Genomic DNA, 19127 nt, shown 5'->3' with positions numbered 1-19127 from the left:
GGCTGCAGAGGACATGCCCTTGTTTTTGATAGCTCCGTTTAACCTACAATGATGAAACTTCAAAAAAACATTAAGTCCACTCTGGGGTGGTTTTACTCACTGGGCCGAAAGTTTTACGAGGTCACACCGGCAGCTACACTTACCGTGCTCACGGCGAATCTATTCGCGCAAATATTGTTAGTCCTCACATTTTTCCTCCCCATAAAAGTCCTTATCCTGCTCGGTTCGGACACTGTTCCAAAATACTACCCCCTGTATTTGAAGAGCCTGCAAAAAGCTCATCTAATCGTCGGGCTCAGTCTGCTGGCACTGATGTGTTATCTGCTGTATCTGGGCTGTGAATTTATCATTGCGCACCACTCAAGAAAGGGCGCCCAAAAGCTGCTAAAAAACAGCGGCAAACTTGCGCTTTTCGAGAATCAGCACCAACTGGCTTCCCAAGCGTACGCGCGTTTTACCCGTGGACTGTCGGCGGGCACTTTCGCAGCAGCATCCCTGGCCATATTACTTTACATCTACCCGCTCCTTTTCTCTGCAACGCTCACCTATTGCGCACTTGCCTATATCGGCCTAGTCAGCCTATATAATAAAAGCCCTAAGGCTAGAAGACTCCTAGAGCACCATCATGCCACCACGTTGAATGCCATGTGCTCCATGGGATTTCTTTTCGTATTTGCTTGCATGATCATTGATTTTTTATACCTGTCACCGCCCAAAATCTTCCCTGCCTTGATTTCACTCCTATTGATTCGGCAAGGCATGTCCCGGCTCAACATCCTCTTGCAGGACATCATTGCGCTAAGGTCTCAGCACCGCCAAATCAACGCTTTGTTTTTCCACAACCAGCAACTCATCGTTGACAACGGTACCTACGCCGAAAAAATCACCGAACTTCTAAACAAAGCACAACGCGACCAGTGGGTTGCCGCGGCAATAAAGAGTGTAACGTCAGCTGACCTCCAACTGGTCTCGACCCAATGGCACCAGATTGGCCGAACGGATATCTATTCTTTTGAAGCTGAGTTTACCTCAGCGCAAAGTCCCAATATTGAAAAATACCTCTTCAAGCTTTTTGGTGAACACAGTAAATCACTGGCGGAGCAAGAATATACGCTGCTTAAAAATACGCCCCATATACCCGCTCCACAGTTTCTCGGAAGAGCCGGGATTCAGAACCTGACCTGCCATGTGTTCAACTTCAATAATTATAGAAAGTTGGCGCATCGTGAAATCGGCACGGGGGTCATTTCCATCAACCAGCGCTTGCTTTGCATTGAACCATCCGAATCGTTGGTCAAGCGTTTCAGCCGCTCTCATCAATACCTCGAGCAAAGGCTTTCGCGCAAAATCATTGAAAATCTGCACATCATTTCCAGCCAGGAACAGGTGGCAGACATTGAGCGTTTCAGCGAACAGTACGATTTCCTGATCAGCGTGCTGGCAGACCTTCCGAGACAAATCATCTCCCTGGACACCACTTCAGACACATTGCTCATTGCCGTTGATGGCACCACGCATGTCAGCCATTGGGCCAGCTGGAAAATGGAGCCTTTGGGTTCGAATTGGCCGGTGGGCGAGCACGCCACACTCAGACTAGGCATCGAGACAGCCCGACAGGAGCGTAAAAGCCTGGTGGATGTTCCTGCTGCTGCCGTGTTGTTGTGCGCATTCACTTACGCCTTCGAACGCTTGTGCCACCGTTCAAACTTCAGTGATGCCGTTGCGCTACTGCCCAACATGCTCGAGCAACTTGAACACCTTAAAACACCCCGCAATGAACAGGAACAATAGCCAGTGCCCCGTATCGCCATGATCGTCTGGAATGAATTCCGCAACGACGCACGCGTGTTGAAGGAAGCCCAGACGCTCCAGTCCGCCGGTTACCAAGTGACGGTGTTTGCCTTGCACACGCCCGGCGTCACCCTGGAAAAAGAAACCCTGGAAAACGGAACTCACGTGGTTCGCGTGGCACGCAGCCCGCTCTGGAAGCTGCGCAAGTCCGGCACAGCAGCGCCTGCCTCGGCAGTTGGCAGTGGCGCCATCGGCCGCCTGAGCCCGGCCAGGCAAGTCCTGCGCATTGTTGCCCGACTGTGGACGCATTTGGGCCTGCTTGCGCGAGTCGCATGCCACCGTGCAACGGTCGTCCATGCCCATGACGTCAATACCCTGCCCACTGCCTGGCTGGCCGCTAGGCTGAGCGGTGCGAAAGTGGTGTATGACGCCCACGAAATCAGCACCAGCCGCGAGGGCTACAACAGTTTTCGTGGCCTGGTTGCCCGCGTGGAGCGGACATTGATGCCCAGGGTCCAAGGCACCATCACGACGACCGATGCGCGCGCCAAGTTCTTTGCCCGGGCCTACGGGATACCTCGCCCCGTGGTGCTGCAAAATCGACCACGCTTCACCAGCAGCCCCGCCAGCGCACGTATTCGCGAAGAGCTCGGCTTGACGCAACCATGGCCGGTGGTGGTCTACCAAGGGGGATTGCAGCAGGGGCGTGGTCTCGAACGGTTGGTGCGAGTGGCGGCCACCGTGCCCAACACTTACTTCGTGTTTATCGGGGGCGGCCGCCTGGCCAAGCCCTTGACCGCGCTCAGCCAGGAACTGGGCCTGACGGAGCAGGTGCATTTTATCCCGACAGTCTCCCTGGCTGATCTTCCCAGCTATACGGCGTCGGCGGACATTGGGGTGCAGCCCATTGAAAATACCTGCCTGAACCACTTCACTACCGACTCGAACAAACTCTTCGAATACTTGATTGCCGGCCTGCCCGTGGTGGCGACGGACTTTCCGGAAATCCGACGCATTGTCAGGGCTCACGACATCGGCTTGCTCGTCCGTGATCGCGACGATGAGGCCTTGAGCGCGGCAATCAATCGCTTGAGCAGTGATGCGACATTGCGCAAGGCATTCGCCAACCATGCGGCTCAAGCCGCTGCGCAATTGAATTGGGAACAACAGGAACACCAGCTGCTGGACCTCTACCAAAAAGTCCTGGAACGCGAGCACTGCGCCACATGCCCGTAATCCGGCGCGTTCTGCTCCTGAGTTTCTATTACCCGCCGGATCTGGCGGCGGGTTCGTTTCGCGTCGAAGCATTGGTCAAGGCGTTGCTGGCGCACGGCAGTAGCGAGTTGCAGATCGACGTACTCACCACGCAACCCAACCGGTATCACTCGTACAACACCCAGGCCGATATCTTTCAGGAAAGCGCTCGCCTGACGATTCGACGCATTCCCCTGCCCATTCACAAAAGTGGGATTGCCGATCAAGCCCGGGCATTTGCCACCTATGCCCGAGGCGTAAGCAACGCCGTCAAAGGTCAGGACTACGACTTGATTGTAGCGTCTTCGTCGCGCCTGATGACCGCCGCACTTGCCGCGGCGATAGCGTTCAGAACCAGGACTCCGTTGTATCTGGATATCCGGGATATTTTCGTCGACACCCTACCGGAGCTTTTCCCCAGCAGGTTTGGCCGAGCGGGGACCTTGCTCTTCTCATGGGTGGAGCGTTTCACGATCCGCCAGGCGAGCCGGGTAAATCTGATTTCCCCAGGGTTTGAGGATTACTTCTTCGAACGCTACCCGAACCTGACATTCTCGACGTACACCAATGGCGTCGATGATCTGTTCCTGCAACCACTGGTAAACCAGGAAAAAACGGCGACCAGCGCAGCCCGGCTCAAGATCGTGTACGCAGGCAATATTGGGGCTGGCCAAGGCCTTGAGCATATCCTGCCGACGCTGGCCCTGAAGTTGTCGCACACGGCTCAGTTCTACGTGATCGGCGATGGCGGCAGTGCGGGCAAACTGCGCAGCGCCCTGGCGGCCCAGAATGTCACCAACGTCGAGCTGATTGCGCCGACGAGGCGGTCCAACCTTATCGAATTCTATCGGCAGGCAGACATCCTTTTCCTGCACCTCAATACCTTCAAGTCTTTCCGCCGGGTCCTGCCTTCCAAACTGTTTGAATACGCCGCTACCGGCAAGCCGATCCTGGCGGGGTTGGCCGGCTACGCCAAGCAGTTCACCAAAGCCAAGATCGCCAACGCCTGTGTGTTTGAGCCCGGCGACACCGACAGCGCGCTACAAGCCCTGGAAAGACTGAGCCTTGCCTCCATCAACAGAGACTCGTTCAAAGAGAACTACTCTCGCACGCTTATCCAGCGCAACATGGCGCTGGACGTGCTCAGCACCCCCTTGGTGGTGAAAACCCCGGGCCGGCTCCTTCAACGCTATGTGACGATCAAGCGTTGGGCGTTTTTGCGCCTGGACTGGTTTATTTCACCTTGCAGGTACCCCGTGGCTGCCGAACTGATGGCTGCTTCCTTGTGGGGCTGAGTGCCCCCTCATCAGCGAAGAGGCCTTCGGCAGCGATGGATTATTGCAAAAATAAGTTAAATAACCGCCTGTAGCTGCCGATACCCCCTGAAAGCCTTGCGGATTGAACAATCATGCGTAATAACCAACCCGTTACCCAGCGCGAACGTACCTTCCCCGCTCAGCAACGGTTGATCTCCACCACAGATGCCAAAGGCGTGATCACCTACTGCAACGACGCCTTCGTCGAAATCAGTGGGTTCTCCCGCGACGAACTGGTGCGTGCCCCGCACAACCTGGTCCGTCATCCGGACGTTCCGGCGGCGGTGTTCGCGCACATGTGGTCGACGCTCAAACAAGGCTTGCCATGGATGGGCATTGTCAAGAATCGCTGCAAGACCGGTGACCACTACTGGGTCAACGCCTATGTGACGCCGGTTTTCGAAGGCAACCAGGTGGTCGGCTACGAATCGGTGCGCATCAAGCCCACCGCCGAGCAGATCCGCCGGGCCGAAGCGCTCTACCACCGCATCAACCAGGGCAAGTCAGCGATCCCTCAGCGGGACAAGTGGCTGCCGGTGTTGCAGGACTGGCTGCCGTTTATCCTGGTGAGCCAGTTGAGCTTCATGATCGGCGCCACCCTCACCTCCCAATGGGGCTTTGCCCTGGCGGCGGGGCTGTCGGTGCCGCTGGGCCTGCTGGGCCTGAGCTGGCAACAGCGCGGCCTCAAGCGCTTGCTGCGCCTGGCCGAACAGACCACCTCCGACCCGTTGATCGCGCAGATGTACACCGACAGCCGTGGCGCCCAGGCGCGTCTGGAAATGTCGATCCTCAGCCAGGAGGCACGTCTTAAGACCTGTCTGACGCGCTTGCAGGACACCGCCGAACACCTCAACGACCAGGCCGCGCAATCCAACACCCTGGCGCATAACAGCTCCAGTGGCCTGGAACGCCAGCGCGTCGAGACTGAGCAGGTGGCGACTGCCGTCAACCAGATGGCAGCCACCACCCAGGAAGTCGCCAGCCACGTTCAACGTACCGCCGATGCGACCCAAGAGGCCAACCGCCTGACCGGTCGCGGCCGCGATATCGCCGGGGAAACCCGCGAGGCGATTCAGCGTCTGTCCGTCGCAGTGGGTGAGACCGGCGTGACCGTGACCCAACTGGCCAAGGACAGTGATGAGATCGGCGGCGTGGTCGACGTGATCAAGGGCATTGCCGACCAGACCAACCTGCTGGCACTGAACGCGGCCATTGAAGCGGCACGTGCCGGCGAGATGGGTCGTGGTTTTGCGGTGGTCGCGGACGAAGTCCGTCAACTGGCGCAACGCACAGCTGAATCGACCGGGCAGATCCACGCCCTGATCGCCAAGCTGCAACAGACTGCCGCCGCCGCCGTGCAAACCATGGACGCCGGGCACCGCCAGGCTGAAGAAGGTGTGGCGCGGGTGATGGAGGCGGATCAGGCGCTGGTGGGCATCAGTGAGGCGGTGGCGCATATCACCGACATGACCACGCAGATCGCGGCGGCAACTGAAGAGCAAAGCTCGGTGGCCGAAGAGATCAGCCGTAACATCAGCACCATTGCATTGCTGGCGGATCAGACGTCGGAGCAGGCGTTGAACTCGGCGCAGTTGAGTGAAGAATTGACTCACACAGCCAATACCCAGTACTCCCTGGTCGAGCGTTTTAACCGGTAGGCCACTGTGGCGAGGGAGCTTGCTCCCGCTGGGCTGCGCAGCGGCCCCAAAATTTTGGGAGCGCTTCGCACTCCAGCGGGAGCAAGCTCCCTCGCCACAGGTTTCACTCAAGGCTCATAAGAAAACTGGAAACTTTCACCGCCGCAGCCTCTAGATGCTGCTCATGACTAAAACCCGACGCCTTCAACGGCTTCAAGTCATGATCCCCCGCCACCAGCCACATCACCTCGATGCTCGGCGACAACGCATACCCCTCAACCGCAGCCCGATTGCCCAAAGCATCCCGCTCGCCTTGCACAATCAAAGTCGGCGTCTTCAACCCAGCCAGATGCTCAGTCCTCGGCTTCTCCGGTTTACCCACCGCATAAAACGGATACCCCAGGCACACCAACCCGTCCGCGCCCACTTCATCCGCCAGCAAACTGGCCATGCGCCCGCCCATGGACTTGCCGCCAATCGCCAGCTTCCCAGCGACATGACGTCGCACCTCGGCCACCACCTCGCGCCAGGTTTCCAGCAGTTTCGGCGCCGGGTTGGGTGGGCGTTTGCCGCCGTCGACACGGCGCTGGGCCATGTAGGGAAATTCGAAGCGCAACACGTTGACGCCATGCCCGGCAAGGCGTGCAGCCATGTCGTTCATGAAGGATGAGTCCATCGGTGCACCGGCACCGTGGGCCAGGATCAGCGTCACAGGTGTACCTCCTGCTACGTCCGCCGCGACATCCCACAACCAGCCGCGTTCCCGCACACACTGCGCCCATTGATCCCCGTCAATACTGGCCTTGTGCTCTTTGCCCATGCTTGCCTCGCTTTTTAGTCTGCCTATAACTCCAGCCCAAGTGCCGCATTGGCTTGGGTTGAACCGTGGATGGGGAACCATGAACACTACATTAAGTACCGCCTATAACTACAAGGTGGTCCGCCAATTCGCCATTATGACGGTGGTGTGGGGCATCGTCGGCATGGGGCTCGGGGTTTTTCTCGCCGCCCAATTGGTCTGGCCTGCACTCAACTTCGACTTGCCGTGGACCAGCTTCGGCCGCCTGCGCCCGTTGCACACCAACGCGGTGATCTTCGCCTTCGGCGGCTGCGCGCTGTTCGCCAGCTCCTTCTACTCGGTGCAACGCACCTGCCAAACCCAGCTGTTCGCGCCGAAAATCGCCGCGTTCTGCTTCTGGGGCTGGCAGCTGGTCATCCTGTTGGCTGCCATCTCCTTGCCACTGGGCTACACCAGTTCCAAGGAATACGCCGAGCTGGAATGGCCGATCGACATCCTCATCACCATTGTCTGGGTGGCCTACGCCATCGTGTTCTTCGGCACGGTGATGAAGCGCAACACCAAGCACATCTACGTCGGTAACTGGTTCTTCGGTGCGTTCATCATCACCGTGGCCATCCTGCATATCGTCAACAACCTGGAAATCCCGGTCAGCCTGACCAAGTCCTACTCCCTCTACGGCGGTGCGACGGATGCCATGGTGCAGTGGTGGTATGGGCATAACGCGGTAGGCTTTTTCCTCACCGCCGGCTTCTTGGGGATGATGTACTACTTCGTGCCCAAGCAGGCCGAGCGTCCGGTGTATTCCTATCGCTTGTCCATCGTGCACTTCTGGGCGCTGATCACCCTGTACATCTGGGCGGGCCCACACCACTTGCACTACACCGCGCTGCCGGACTGGGCACAATCCCTGGGCATGGTGATGTCGCTGGTGCTGCTGGCGCCGAGCTGGGGCGGCATGATCAACGGCATGATGACCTTGTCGGGCGCCTGGCATAAGTTGCGCAGCGACCCGATCCTGCGCTTCCTCGTGGTGTCCCTGGCGTTCTACGGCATGTCGACGTTCGAAGGCCCGATGATGGCGATCAAGACCGTCAACGCCCTCTCCCACTACACCGACTGGACCATCGGCCACGTACACGCCGGGGCGCTGGGTTGGGTGGCGATGATCTCCATCGGCGCGCTGTACCACATGATCCCGAAAGTCTTCGGTCGCGAGCAGATGTACAGCCTCGGCCTGATCAACGCGCACTTCTGGCTGGCCACCATCGGCACCGTGCTCTACATCGCCTCGATGTGGGTCAACGGTATCGCCCAGGGCCTGATGTGGCGTGCGGTCAACGAAGACGGCACCTTGACCTACTCCTTCGTCGAAACCCTGGTGGCCAGCCACCCTGGCTTCATCGTGCGGTTGGTGGGCGGCGCGGTGTTCCTCTGCGGCATGTTCCTGATGGCTTACAACACCTGGCGCACCGTGCGTTCGGCGCAGCCCGTCGAAGCCACTACCACTGCGCAGCTGGCCTGAGGAGTCTGTGATGAAACACGAAACGATTGAAAAAAACGTCGGCCTGCTGATGCTGCTCATGGTGCTGGCCGTGAGCATCGGTGGCCTGACCCAGATCGTCCCGCTGTTCTTCCAGGACGTCACCAACAAGCCGGTGGAGGGCATGAAGCCCTACACCGCGCTGCAACTGGAAGGCCGTGACATCTACATCCGCGAAGGCTGTGTGCAGTGCCACTCGCAGATGATCCGCCCATTCCGCGCCGAGACCGAACGCTACGGCCACTACTCGGTCGCCGGCGAAAGCGTCTGGGATCACCCGTTCCTGTGGGGCTCCAAGCGCACCGGGCCGGACCTGGCACGCGTCGGCGCACGCTACTCGGACGACTGGCACCGCGCGCACTTGTACAACCCGCGCAACGTGGTGCCCGAGTCGAAAATGCCGGCCTACCCGTGGCTGGTCACCGCCGCGGTCGACAGCAGCCACACCGAGACCAAGTTGAAAGTGATGCGCACCCTCGGCGTGCCGTACACCGACGACGACATCAGTGGCGCCGTCGCCAGCCTCAAGGGCAAGACCGAGATGGACGCGCTGGTTGCGTACCTGCAAGTGCTCGGCACTGCCATCAAGAGCAAGAGGTGAGCCATGGGATTTGAATTCGATGCGGGCACCATCCGCGGCCTCGGCACGCTGGTGGTCGCCATCGCCTTTATCGGCCTGTCGCTGTGGGTGTTCAACAACCGGCGCAATGCGGAATTCGAGCAGGCACGCCTGCTGCCCTTCGCCGATGAACCTTCTCCATCCGACGCTCAAGAAGAGCCTGCAATAAGGAGCACTCGGCCATGACCCTATTCTGGAGTACATGGATCTGCGTACTGACCCTCGGCAGCCTGATCGGCCTGACCTGGCTCTTGGTCGGCACCCGTAAGGGCGAGACCAAGGGCAGCGTCGACCAGACCATGGGCCACGCCTTCGACGGGATCGAGGAATACGACAACCCGCTGCCCCAGTGGTGGTTCATGCTGTTCGCCGGCACCCTGGTGTTTGCGGTCGGCTACCTGATCCTCTACCCGGGCCTGGGCAACTGGAAAGGCGTGTTGCCGGGCTATGAAGACGGCTGGACCCAGACCAAGGAATGGGACAAGGAAATGGCCAAGGCCGACGCCAAGTTCGGGCCGATCTTCGCCAAATTCTCGGCCATGCCCGTGGAAGAAGTGGCCAAGGACCCGCAAGCGCTGAAAATGGGCGGTCGCCTGTTCGCCTCCAACTGCGCGGTGTGCCACGGCTCGGATGCCAAGGGCGCGTTTGGTTTCCCGAACCTGGCGGACAATATCTGGCGCTGGGGCGGCTCGGCCGAAGCGATCAAGACCACCATCCTGAACGGCCGCCACGCGGCGATGCCGGCCTGGGGTGACATGCTCGGCGACGACGGTGTGAAAAACGTCGCCGCTTATGTGCGCCACGATATGGCCAAGCTACCGTTGCCCGCCGACAACAGCGCCGACCTGGCCGCCGGCAAAGCAGCGTTCAACACCACCTGTGTCGCCTGCCACGGTCCGGAAGGCCACGGCATGGAAGCCATGGGCGCACCTGACCTGACCAAGCCGGCCGGCTACATCTACGGCACCAGTCTCGCGCAGTTGCAGCAAACCATCCGCCACGGCCGTCAAGGCCAGATGCCGGCGCAGGAAGTGTTGCAAGGCAATGACAAGGTGCACCTGTTGGCCGCCTATGTTTACAGCCTGTCCCACAACGCTGATGGCGCAACGCCAGAAAGCCAGCCTGAGTAACCGCTGAGCGCTGCCCCAATCTGGGGCAGCCGCTCTACCTGGCTAGCGACCAAGTGTCGCACCCTTCCAAAGCACAACTTTCCCCTCCTCACTTTCGGGTCTACGCTTGTTCCCACAGCGGACCAATCCTGGCGTACGCGACGGCATTCGTTGCGACCCCAAAATTTTCCTGTCCACTCGATCAGCTTTCGATTTCGGATTTTGTCCTTACGCCAAACATGGAAAGGGCGCAGAATCTGGCGTGGAACGCATTGATACAGGTCAGCCATTGCGTTGCAATGGCCCCTCGCTTTCTACATACTTGCGGCCGATTTTACCTATAAAAAAACCTAAACCGTGGAACCTTAGAATGAGCACAGCAATCAGTCCGACTGCTTATAACTATAAGGTAGTCCGCCAGTTCGCCATCATGACGGTGGTCTGGGGGATCCTTGGCATGGGGCTCGGGGTGTTCATCGCCTCGCAACTGGTTTGGCCGGAATTGAATTTCGGTTTGCCATGGACGACCTTTGGCCGCCTGCGCCCGCTGCACACCAACCTGGTGATCTTCGCCTTCGGTGGCTGTGCATTGTTTGCCACCTCCTACTATGTCGTGCAGCGAACCTGCCAGACGCGGCTGATCTCCGACAGCCTCGCGGCCTTCACCTTCTGGGGTTGGCAAGCGGTCATCGTGAGCGCCATCGTCACCCTGCCCCTGGGCTACACCACCACCAAGGAATACGCCGAGCTGGAATGGCCGATCGCCATTTTGCTCGCCATCGTGTGGGTGACCTACGCCGTGGTGTTCTTCGGCACCATCGTCAAGCGCAAGACCAAGCACATCTACGTGGGCAACTGGTTCTACGGCGCCTTCATCCTGGTGACGGCGATGCTGCACATCGTCAACCACGCGTCGTTGCCGGTGAGCCTGTTCAAGTCCTACTCGGCCTACGCCGGGGCCACGGATGCGATGATCCAGTGGTGGTACGGCCACAACGCCGTGGGTTTCTTCCTGACCACCGGTTTCCTGGGGATGATGTACTACTTCGTGCCCAAACAGGCCGAACGTCCTATTTACTCGTATCGTTTGTCCATCGTGCACTTCTGGGCGCTGATCACCCTGTACATCTGGGCAGGTCCGCACCACTTGCACTACACCGCGCTGCCGGATTGGGCGCAGTCGCTGGGCATGGCGATGTCGATCATCCTGCTGGCCCCGAGTTGGGGCGGCATGATCAACGGCATGATGACCCTGTCGGGCGCCTGGCATAAATTGCGCACTGACCCGATCCTGCGTTTCCTCGTGGTGTCGCTGGCGTTCTACGGCATGTCGACCTTCGAAGGGCCGATGATGGCGATCAAGACCGTCAACTCGCTGTCCCACTACACCGACTGGACCATCGGCCACGTACACGCCGGGGCGCTGGGTTGGGTGGCGATGATTTCCATCGGCGCGCTGTACCACATGATCCCCAAACTGTTCGGACGTGCGCAGATGCACAGCGTCGCGCTGATCAACACGCACTTCTGGCTGGCCACTATTGGCACCGTGCTCTACATCGCCTCCATGTGGGTCAACGGCATCACCCAGGGTCTGATGTGGCGTGCGATCAACGATGACGGCACCCTCACCTACTCCTTCGTCGAAGCGCTGCAAGCCAGCCACCCGGGTTACATCGTCCGCGCCCTGGGCGGTGCGTTCTTTGCCGCCGGCATGCTGTTCATGGCCTACAACGTCTGGCGCACCGTGCGTGCCTCCGACCCTGCAGAAGCCGAAGCCGCCGCCAAGATCGCCGTTGTGGGAGCCCACTGATGAAGCATGAAGTAGTCGAGAAGAATATCGGCCTGCTGGCCTTCTTCATGGTCATCGCCGTGAGTATCGGCGGCCTGACCCAGATCGTTCCGCTGTTTTTCCAGGACGTGACCAACAAGCCTGTCGAAGGCATGAAGCCACGCACCGCCCTTGAACTGGAAGGACGCGACGTCTACATCGCCAACGGCTGTGTCGGCTGCCACTCGCAGATGATCCGCCCGTTCCGCGCCGAGACCGAACGCTACGGTCACTACTCGGTCGCTGGCGAAAGCGTGTGGGACCACCCGTTCCTGTGGGGTTCCAAGCGCACCGGCCCGGACCTGGCCCGTGTCGGCGGTCGTTACTCCGATGACTGGCAACGTGCGCACTTGTACAACCCGCGCAACGTGGTGCCTGAGTCGAAAATGCCGGCGTACCCGTTCCTCGTGGAAAACAAGCTCGACGGCAAGGACACCGCGAAGAAGATGGAAGTCTTGCGCACCCTGGGCGTGCCCTACACCGACGAAGACATCGCCGGTGCAGCCGCAGCCGTGAAGGGCAAGACCGAAATGGACGCATTGGTGGCCTACCTGCAAGGCCTGGGCACCATCATCAAAAGCAAACGGTGATTCTTCATGGATATCGGGATGATTCGTGGCCTGGGCACCGTTGTGGTGATGGTGGCCTTTATCGGCCTGGCGTTGTGGGTGTTCAGCCCCAAGCGCAAGTCGGAGTTTGAAGACGCGACCTTGCTGCCCTTTGCGGATGATCCCGAAGCCATCAAGCACGTCGAGCAAGCTTCTAGGAGTAACAAAGAATGACTACGTTCTGGAGTCTGTACGTCACAGTCCTCAGTCTGGGTACCATCTTCGCCCTGACCTGGCTGCTGCTGTCGACCCGCAAGGGCCAGCGCGCCGAGCAAACCGACGAGACCGTCGGCCACTCGTTCGACGGCATCGAGGAGTACGACAACCCACTGCCGAAATGGTGGTTCATGCTGTTCGTCGGCACCATCATCTTCGCCCTCGGCTACCTGGCGCTGTACCCCGGCCTGGGCAACTGGAAAGGCCTGCTGCCGGGCTACAACTACCTCGACACAGAAAAGCAAACCCCGTTCGCCAACGGCCAGACCGGCTGGACCGGCGTACACGAATGGGAAAAGGAAATGGCCAAGTCGGACGCCAAGTTCGGCCCGATCTTCGCCAAATTCGCGTCGATGCCGATTGAAGAAGTGGCCAAGGACCCGCAAGCCTTGAAAATGGGCGGCCGCCTGTTCGCCTCCAACTGCTCGGTGTGCCACGGTTCCGACGCCAAAGGCGCCTATGGTTTCCCCAATCTGACCGACGCGGATTGGCGCTGGGGTGGCGAGCCGGCCACCATCAAGGAAACCATCATGAAGGGCCGCCATGCCGTGATGCCGGCCTGGCTGGATATCCTCAAGGAGCAAGGTGTCAGCGACGTCGCCGCGTTCGTGGTGACCAACCTCGACGGCCGCAAGCTGCCCGAAGGCGTGAAAGCCGATGTGGCCAACGGCGAGAAACTCTTCGCCGCCAACTGCGTGGCCTGCCACGGTCCGGCCGGCAAAGGCACCCCTGCCATGGGTGCGCCTGACCTGACCCACCCCGGTGCGTTCATCTACGGTTCCAGCTTCGCCCAACTGCAACAGACCATCCGTTGGGGCCGCCAGGGCCAGATGCCGGCGCAGGAACAACTGCAAGGCAATGACAAGGTGCACTTGCTCGCGGCGTATGTGTACAGCTTGTCCCATGGGGATAAGAAGGCTGAAGAGCAGTAAGCCCTCGAAACATCAAAGCCCCGCGCAGCGAAAGCTGGCGGGGCTTTGTTCATTCTGGCTCTCGGGGTTATGTCAGCAGGAACCCACTACCACTTGTAGCCTCACACTTGCGGTTTGTGACAGCCAAGTAGTAACGTAACTACATCCAGTCTAACGAAGGGGGAACACCCCATGACCATCACCACCATTTCCAGCCGCGAATTCAACCAAGACACAAGTGGTGCCAAAAAAGCAGCTCGCCAAGGGCCGGTTTTTATCACTGATCGCGGCAAGCCGGCCCATGTACTGCTAAGCATTGAGGACTACCAGAAACTGACAGGGCTCAATGCCGACATCGTTGATCTGCTAGTGATGCCAGAAGCGGCCGATATCGACTTCGAAACCGAACGCGGCGTGATCACTCATCGACCTGTGGACCTCTCTTGATGTACCTACTCGACACCAACGTTATTTCTGAACTTCGCAAACCCCATGCCGATGCAAAGGTGGTCGCATGGGCAAAAAGTGTCATCGCTGCGCGCATGTTTATTTCTGCGATAACGCTTAAAGAATTGGAGACCGGGGTATTGCGTATCGAGCGCCGAGACCCGGTACAAGGCAAGGTGCTAAGAACTTGGCTCAAGCGCCATGTAATGCCCGCTTTTGATTCCAGGATTCTGCCGGTGGATACCGCAGTCGCCCTGCGTTGTGCACATCTGCATGTGCCTGACCGGACCAATGAAAGTGATGCACTGATCGCCGCTACCGCTCTGGCTCACGGGCTGACCGTCGTGACGCGCAACATCAGTGATTTCAAATCCAGCGGCGTCCCACTGATCAATCCGTGGGACGAATGACCTGCTTACTCACCAAAACCGGCCATACTTCCCAAGTCAATTGATCCAGATCACGTACACCATCAATTGATTTCCCCCAACGCGACCAAAGGTCGCACCCTTTGCACAGCATCGGGGGCGTATCATTAGGCCACTGCAACACCCCTAATTTGACCCCGGTTGGCACGTACTGGCCGAGGCAAATCTCCACCGCCGTGGGATGCAATGATGAGCGACCAAATACCGGTACATGACGTTACCCCGCCTGCCAAAACTGTCGACCTCTACGCCTCGCGAGAGAAGATCTACACCCGCGCCTTCACCGGCCTGTTCCGCAATCTGCGTATGCTCGGCGGTGCCGGTCTGTTCCTGCTTTACTTCGGCACCGTGTGGCTGAACTGGGGTGGCCACCAGGCCGTGTGGTGGAACCTGCCGGAGCGTAAATTCTTTATTTTCGGCGCGACTTTCTGGCCCCAGGATTTCATCCTGCTCTCGGGCATTCTTATCGTCGCGGCATTTGGCCTGTTCTTTATCACCGTGTACGCCGGGCGCGTGTGGTGCGGTTATACCTGCCCGCAAAGCGTGTGGACGTGGATCTTCATGTGGTGCGAAAAGGTCACCGAAGGCGACCGCAACCAGCGCATCAAGCTCGACAAGGCCCCCATGGGCGCCAATAAATTCCTGCGCAAATTCAGCAAGCACACCCTGTGGCTGCTGATCGGTTTTGTCACCGGCATGACCTTTGTCGGCTATTTCTCGCCGATCCGCGAACTGGTATTCGACTTCTTCACCGGCCAAGCCGATGGCTGGTCATATTTCTGGGTGGGTTTCTTCACCCTCGCCACCTACGGCAACGCCGGCTGGCTGCGCGAACAGGTGTGCATCTACATGTGCCCGTACGCGCGTTTCCAGAGCGTGATGTTCGACAAGGACACCCTGATCGTTTCCTACGATCCGCGCCGTGGCGAGCTGCGTGGCCCGCGCAAAAAAGGCGTCGACTACAAGGCCCAAGGCCTCGGCGATTGCATCGACTGCACGATGTGCGTGCAGGTGTGCCCGACCGGTATCGACATCCGCGACGGCCTGCAGATCGAGTGCATCGGCTGCGCCGCGTGCATCGACGCCTGCGACAACATCATGGACAAGATGGAGTACCCACGCGGCCTGATCAGCTACACCACCGAGCACAACCTGTCCGGGCAGAAAACCCACAAGCTGCGCCCGCGTCTGATTGGATACGCGCTGGTGCTGCTGGCGATGATCAGCCTGTTGGTGGCCGCGTTCTTCATGCGCTCGCTGGTGGGTTTCGACGTGAGCAAGGACCGTGTGCTGTATCGCGAAAACGCCGAAGGCCGCATCGAAAACGTCTACAGCCTGAAGATCATGAACAAGGACCAGCGCGACCACACCTACGTGCTCGACGCCGCAGGCTTGCCCGACCTCAAGCTGCAAGGTCGCCGTGAGATCAAGGTGGCCGCCGGTGATATCGTCAGCATGCCGGTGGAGCTGTCGAGTGCGCCAGAACAACTGCCGTCGAGCACCAACGAGGTGAAATTCATCCTCACCGATGCCGATGACGCCAGCGTCCATATTGAAGCCAAGAGCCGATTCATCGGCCCACAAGTTCGTTAGAAGAGAGCAGAACCATGTCCGTAGCCACTGCCGCAAGCCCCTGGTACAAGCACCTCTGGCCCTGGATCATCATTGGGATCCTGGCCTGTTCGGTGACCTTGACCCTGTCCATGGTGACCATCGCGGTGAACAACCCGGACAACCTGGTCAACGACAACTACTACGAGGCCGGCAAAGGCATCAACCGCTCCCTGGACCGCGAACTGCTGGCCCAGACCCTGCAACTGCGCGCCAAGGTGCACCTGGATGAGCTGACCGGTGAAGTCGAAGTGAACCTCACCGGCAACAGCAACCCGACCACCCTGGAATTGAACCTGATTTCCCCGACGCAGCCGGAGAAGGATCGCAAGATCAACCTGGCCCGCAGCGACAGCGAACCCGGCCGCTACATCGGCCAGGTCACTGACAAGGTCGAAGGCCGTCGCTTCGTCGAATTGCTCGGCGTCGAAGGCGACCGCACTTGGCGCATGTTCGAAGAAGAACAGGTCAGCCACGACAAGGACTTGCTGTTGGGCGATGAACCGTTGCAGGGTGCTGAAGACCTGAAAAAATAGCAGCGCCATGACCAGCCCAATCCCCTGCTACCACTGCGCCCTGCCCGTTCCGCCGGGCAGCCGCTTCACCGCAGTGATCCTCGGTGAACGCCGCGAGCTCTGTTGCCCAGGCTGCCAGGCGGTGGCCGAAGCCATTGTGGCCGGCGGCCTGGAAAGCTATTACCAGCACCGTAGCGAAGCCTCGGCCAACCCCGAGGCATTGCCGGTGCAACTGGTGGACGAGTTGGCGCTGTATGACCGCGCCGATGTACAAAAACCTTTTGTGCGCCACGAAGGCGAACTGGCCGAAGCCACCCTGTTGATGGAAGGCATCAGCTGTGCTGCGTGCGGCTGGTTGATCGAAAAACACCTGCGCAGCCTGCCCGCCGTGGCGGAGGCGCGGCTGAACCTGTCCAACCATCGCCTGCAAGTGCGTTGGGCCGACGGACAACTGCCGCTGAGCCAACTGCTCAGCGAATTGCGTCATATCGGTTACGCCGCTCACCCCTATCAGCCGGACCGCGCCGCCGAGCAATTGGCCAGCGAAAACCGCCTGGCCCTGCGCCAGCTGGGCGTGGCCGGGCTCTTGTGGTTTCAGGCGATGATGGCAACCATGGCCACCTGGCCGGAATTCAATATCGACCTGAGCCCGGAGCTGCACGTGATCCTGCGCTGGGTGGCGATGTTTCTTACAACGCCGATCGTGTTCTACAGCTGCGCACCGTTTTTCAAAGGCGCCATGCGCGACCTGCGCACGCGTCACCTGACCATGGACGTTTCGGTGTCGTTGGCCATCGGCGGTGCCTACTTGGCGGGGATCTGGACCGCGATCACCGGCGTGGGCGAATTGTATTTCGACGCGGTGGGCATGTTTGCGCTGTTCCTGCTGGCCGGTCGCTACCTGGAGCGCCGCGCCCGCGAACGCACGGCGGCCGCCACTGCGCAATTGGTCAATTTACTGCCCGCCTCATGCCTGCGCCTTAAAGCCGATGGCCAAAGTGAGCGCATCCTTCTCCCTGAGTTGGCACTCGGCGACCGCGTATTGGTCCACCCTGGCGCCGTGCTGCCAGCAGATGGCGTGATCCTCGATGGGCAATCGAGCATCGATGAGTCCCTGCTGACTGGCGAATACCTGCCGCAACCGCGCCAGACCGGCGACGCGGTCACCGCAGGCACCCTCAACGTCGAGGGCGCGCTGACCGTCGAAGTGCGCGCCTTGGGCCACGACACACGCTTGTCCGCCATCGTGCGCCTGCTGGAGCGGGCCCAGGCCGAGAAACCGCGCCTGGCGCAGATCGCCGACCGTGCCGCGCAGTGGTTCCTGTTGTGCTCGCTGATCGCCGCCGCGTTGATCGGCCTGTTGTGGTGGGAGCTGGATGCGTCGCGGGCGTTCTGGATTGTGCTGGCGATGCTGGTGGCGACCTGCCCCTGTGCGCTGTCCCTCGCCACACCCACCGCCCTTACTGCCGCCACCGGCACCCTGCACAAACTCGGCTTGCTGCTGACGCGCGGCCATGTGCTGGAAGGCTTGAACCAGATCGACACGGTGATTTTCGACAAAACCGGCACCCTCACCGAAGGGCGCCTGGCGTTGCGGGCCATCCGCCCTCTGGGCAGCTTGAGCACCGACCTGTGCCTTAGCCTCGCCGCCGCCCTGGAAAACCGCTCCGAACACCCGATTGCCCGCGCTTTTGGCCGCGCGCCACTGGCCGCCGATGAGGTCATCAGTTCGCCAGGGCTGGGTCTTGAAGGGCGTGTGGGCGAGCGCGTATTGCGCATTGGCCAACCGGGTTTCGTCTGTGAACTCAGTGGTTGCCCAATCCCAGCTGCGCCTGAGCTTTCTGGCCAATGGCTGCTCCTGGGCGACCGCGAAGGCGCCCTGGCCTGGTTCGTCCTCGACGACCGCCTGCGCAGCGACGCGCCGGCCTTGCTCGCTGCGTGCAAGGCGCGTGGCTGGCGCACGTTGTTGCTGTCCGGCGACAGTTCGCCGATGGTCGCCAGCGTCGCCGCCGAACTGGGCATCGACGAAGCCCACGGCGGCTTGCGCCCCGATGACAAGTTGCAAGTACTGCAACAACTTCACAGGGAGGGCCGCAAGGTGTTGATGCTCGGCGACGGGGTCAACGATGTGCCAGTACTCGCCGCCGCCGATATCAGCGTGGCCATGGGCACCGCTACCGACCTGGCCAAGACCAGCGCCGACGCGGTGTTGCTGTCCAACCGTCTGGACGCGCTGGTACAAGCCTTTACCCTGGCACGGCGCACCCGCCGGGTGATCATTGAAAACCTGCTGTGGGCCGGGCTGTACAATGGCCTTATGCTGCCGTTTGCCGCCCTGGGTTGGATCACCCCGATCTGGGCCGCAGTGGGCATGTCCCTCAGTTCGTTGACCGTGGTGCTCAATGCCCTGCGCCTGACTCGCCTGCCGAGCGCGCCAACGGCCCGAGCCCCCTCAGTAACCCGCCCGCTGCCGGTGTGAGCCGCACGGCCAT

General features: G+C 60.0%; 18 protein-coding genes. 17 read left to right on the top strand and 1 reads right to left on the bottom strand.

Annotated features, from left to right (window positions below; all coding sequences use genetic code 11):
* The first annotated feature begins 48 nt into the window (after window positions 1-48).
* The 4 genes from HX823_RS03365 (at window position 49) to HX823_RS03350 (ending at window position 6019) form a co-directional block, all read left to right on the top strand.
* On the top strand, window positions 49-1791 hold the full coding sequence (locus HX823_RS03365) for a hypothetical protein (protein WP_177074110.1): 1743 nt from the start codon (window positions 49-51) through the stop codon (window positions 1789-1791).
* A 3-nt stretch (window positions 1792-1794) separates the two neighbouring features.
* A complete protein-coding gene (locus tag HX823_RS03360; protein WP_371317938.1) occupies window positions 1795-3027 on the top strand; it encodes a glycosyltransferase family 4 protein in 1233 nt (410 codons plus the stop codon).
* A 71-nt stretch (window positions 3028-3098) separates the two neighbouring features.
* Window positions 3099-4340, top strand: a complete 1242-nt coding sequence (locus HX823_RS03355; protein ID WP_371317937.1) for a glycosyltransferase family 4 protein — start codon at window positions 3099-3101, stop codon at window positions 4338-4340.
* 113 nt (window positions 4341-4453) lie between these two features.
* On the top strand, window positions 4454-6019 hold the full coding sequence (locus HX823_RS03350; RefSeq protein ID WP_038847993.1) for a PAS domain-containing methyl-accepting chemotaxis protein: 1566 nt from the start codon (window positions 4454-4456) through the stop codon (window positions 6017-6019).
* 103 nt (window positions 6020-6122) lie between these two features.
* Here the strand turns inward: HX823_RS03350 and HX823_RS03345 are convergent, their stop codons facing one another.
* On the bottom strand, window positions 6123-6818 hold the full coding sequence (locus HX823_RS03345) for an alpha/beta family hydrolase (protein WP_177074108.1): 696 nt from the start codon (window positions 6816-6818) through the stop codon (window positions 6123-6125).
* A 79-nt stretch (window positions 6819-6897) separates the two neighbouring features.
* On the opposite strand from HX823_RS03345, the gene ccoN (HX823_RS03340) reads away from it, so the two are divergent.
* From ccoN (HX823_RS03340) to HX823_RS03280, 13 genes are all read left to right on the top strand, one after another.
* Complete coding sequence (gene ccoN / locus HX823_RS03340; RefSeq protein ID WP_016979314.1) at window positions 6898-8322, top strand: cytochrome-c oxidase, cbb3-type subunit I; 1425 nt, start codon at window positions 6898-6900, stop codon at window positions 8320-8322.
* Window positions 8323-8332: 10 nt separating this feature from the next.
* Complete coding sequence (ccoO, locus tag HX823_RS03335) at window positions 8333-8941, top strand: cytochrome-c oxidase, cbb3-type subunit II (RefSeq protein WP_038847986.1); 609 nt, start codon at window positions 8333-8335, stop codon at window positions 8939-8941.
* Window positions 8942-8944: 3 nt separating this feature from the next.
* Window positions 8945-9145 (top strand): cbb3-type cytochrome c oxidase subunit 3, encoded by a 201-nt coding sequence (locus HX823_RS03330; RefSeq protein WP_010208563.1) that lies wholly within the window; start codon window positions 8945-8947, stop codon window positions 9143-9145.
* Window positions 9142-10089: a cytochrome-c oxidase, cbb3-type subunit III gene (gene ccoP / locus HX823_RS03325; protein WP_038847984.1), complete on the top strand. Its 948-nt coding sequence runs from the start codon at window positions 9142-9144 to the stop codon at window positions 10087-10089. Before HX823_RS03330 ends, ccoP (HX823_RS03325) begins: the two co-directional genes overlap by 4 nt.
* Before the next feature lie 349 nt (window positions 10090-10438).
* Entirely contained in the window at window positions 10439-11881 is a 1443-nt protein-coding gene (ccoN, locus tag HX823_RS03320) for a cytochrome-c oxidase, cbb3-type subunit I (protein ID WP_016979311.1), read from the top strand.
* Window positions 11881-12489 carry a cytochrome-c oxidase, cbb3-type subunit II gene (gene ccoO, locus HX823_RS03315; RefSeq protein ID WP_003193167.1) on the top strand — a complete coding sequence of 203 codons (609 nt, stop codon included), beginning with the start codon at window positions 11881-11883 and terminating at the stop codon, window positions 12487-12489. Before ccoN (HX823_RS03320) ends, ccoO (HX823_RS03315) begins: the two co-directional genes overlap by 1 nt.
* 6 nt (window positions 12490-12495) lie before the next feature.
* Window positions 12496-12681 carry a CcoQ/FixQ family Cbb3-type cytochrome c oxidase assembly chaperone gene (locus HX823_RS03310; protein WP_003175465.1) on the top strand — a complete coding sequence of 62 codons (186 nt, stop codon included), beginning with the start codon at window positions 12496-12498 and terminating at the stop codon, window positions 12679-12681.
* Complete coding sequence (gene ccoP / locus HX823_RS03305) at window positions 12678-13655, top strand: cytochrome-c oxidase, cbb3-type subunit III (RefSeq protein WP_061449227.1); 978 nt, start codon at window positions 12678-12680, stop codon at window positions 13653-13655. The genes HX823_RS03310 and ccoP (HX823_RS03305) overlap by 4 nt, the downstream gene beginning before the upstream one ends.
* Window positions 13656-13826: 171 nt before the next feature.
* Window positions 13827-14081, top strand: coding sequence for a type II toxin-antitoxin system Phd/YefM family antitoxin (locus tag HX823_RS03300; RefSeq protein WP_038847979.1), 255 nt, complete (start codon window positions 13827-13829; stop codon window positions 14079-14081).
* Window positions 14081-14491: a type II toxin-antitoxin system VapC family toxin gene (locus tag HX823_RS03295; RefSeq protein ID WP_177074107.1), complete on the top strand. Its 411-nt coding sequence runs from the start codon at window positions 14081-14083 to the stop codon at window positions 14489-14491. Before HX823_RS03300 ends, HX823_RS03295 begins: the two co-directional genes overlap by 1 nt.
* A 207-nt stretch (window positions 14492-14698) precedes the next feature.
* Window positions 14699-16102, top strand: a complete 1404-nt coding sequence (gene ccoG, locus HX823_RS03290; protein ID WP_071493841.1) for a cytochrome c oxidase accessory protein CcoG — start codon at window positions 14699-14701, stop codon at window positions 16100-16102.
* A 14-nt stretch (window positions 16103-16116) separates the two neighbouring features.
* Window positions 16117-16656 carry a FixH family protein gene (locus HX823_RS03285; protein ID WP_015885303.1) on the top strand — a complete coding sequence of 180 codons (540 nt, stop codon included), beginning with the start codon at window positions 16117-16119 and terminating at the stop codon, window positions 16654-16656.
* A gap of 7 nt (window positions 16657-16663) precedes the next feature.
* Complete coding sequence (locus HX823_RS03280; RefSeq protein WP_177074106.1) at window positions 16664-19114, top strand: heavy metal translocating P-type ATPase; 2451 nt, start codon at window positions 16664-16666, stop codon at window positions 19112-19114.
* The last annotated feature ends 13 nt before the right edge of the window (window positions 19115-19127 follow it).

The organism is Pseudomonas sp. P7759 (assembly GCF_013386445.1).
Classification (GTDB): domain Bacteria; phylum Pseudomonadota; class Gammaproteobacteria; order Pseudomonadales; family Pseudomonadaceae; genus Aquipseudomonas; species Aquipseudomonas azotoformans_A.
The sequence above is the reverse complement of the archived record's forward strand: the minus strand, read 5'-3'. Positions and strand labels throughout refer to the sequence as shown.

Bases quoted from the DNA above. Each gene is read 5' to 3' on its own strand.
- HX823_RS03365 (WP_177074110.1), top strand. From the start codon at position 49: ATGATGAAACTTCAAAAAAACATTAAGTCCACTCTGGGGTGGTTTTAC.
- HX823_RS03350 (WP_038847993.1), top strand. From the start codon at position 4,454: ATGCGTAATAACCAACCCGTTACCCAGCGCGAACGTACCTTCCCCGCT.
- HX823_RS03345 (WP_177074108.1), bottom strand. From the start codon at position 6,818: ATGGGCAAAGAGCACAAGGCCAGTATTGACGGGGATCAATGGGCGCAG.
- ccoN (WP_016979314.1), top strand. From the start codon at position 6,898: ATGAACACTACATTAAGTACCGCCTATAACTACAAGGTGGTCCGCCAA.
- ccoO (WP_038847986.1), top strand. From the start codon at position 8,333: ATGAAACACGAAACGATTGAAAAAAACGTCGGCCTGCTGATGCTGCTC.
- HX823_RS03330 (WP_010208563.1), top strand. From the start codon at position 8,945: ATGGGATTTGAATTCGATGCGGGCACCATCCGCGGCCTCGGCACGCTG.
- ccoP (WP_038847984.1), top strand. From the start codon at position 9,142: ATGACCCTATTCTGGAGTACATGGATCTGCGTACTGACCCTCGGCAGC.
- ccoN (WP_016979311.1), top strand. From the start codon at position 10,439: ATGAGCACAGCAATCAGTCCGACTGCTTATAACTATAAGGTAGTCCGC.
- ccoO (WP_003193167.1), top strand. From the start codon at position 11,881: ATGAAGCATGAAGTAGTCGAGAAGAATATCGGCCTGCTGGCCTTCTTC.
- HX823_RS03310 (WP_003175465.1), top strand. From the start codon at position 12,496: ATGGATATCGGGATGATTCGTGGCCTGGGCACCGTTGTGGTGATGGTG.
- ccoP (WP_061449227.1), top strand. From the start codon at position 12,678: ATGACTACGTTCTGGAGTCTGTACGTCACAGTCCTCAGTCTGGGTACC.
- HX823_RS03300 (WP_038847979.1), top strand. From the start codon at position 13,827: ATGACCATCACCACCATTTCCAGCCGCGAATTCAACCAAGACACAAGT.
- HX823_RS03295 (WP_177074107.1), top strand. From the start codon at position 14,081: ATGTACCTACTCGACACCAACGTTATTTCTGAACTTCGCAAACCCCAT.
- ccoG (WP_071493841.1), top strand. From the start codon at position 14,699: ATGAGCGACCAAATACCGGTACATGACGTTACCCCGCCTGCCAAAACT.
- HX823_RS03285 (WP_015885303.1), top strand. From the start codon at position 16,117: ATGTCCGTAGCCACTGCCGCAAGCCCCTGGTACAAGCACCTCTGGCCC.
- HX823_RS03280 (WP_177074106.1), top strand. From the start codon at position 16,664: ATGACCAGCCCAATCCCCTGCTACCACTGCGCCCTGCCCGTTCCGCCG.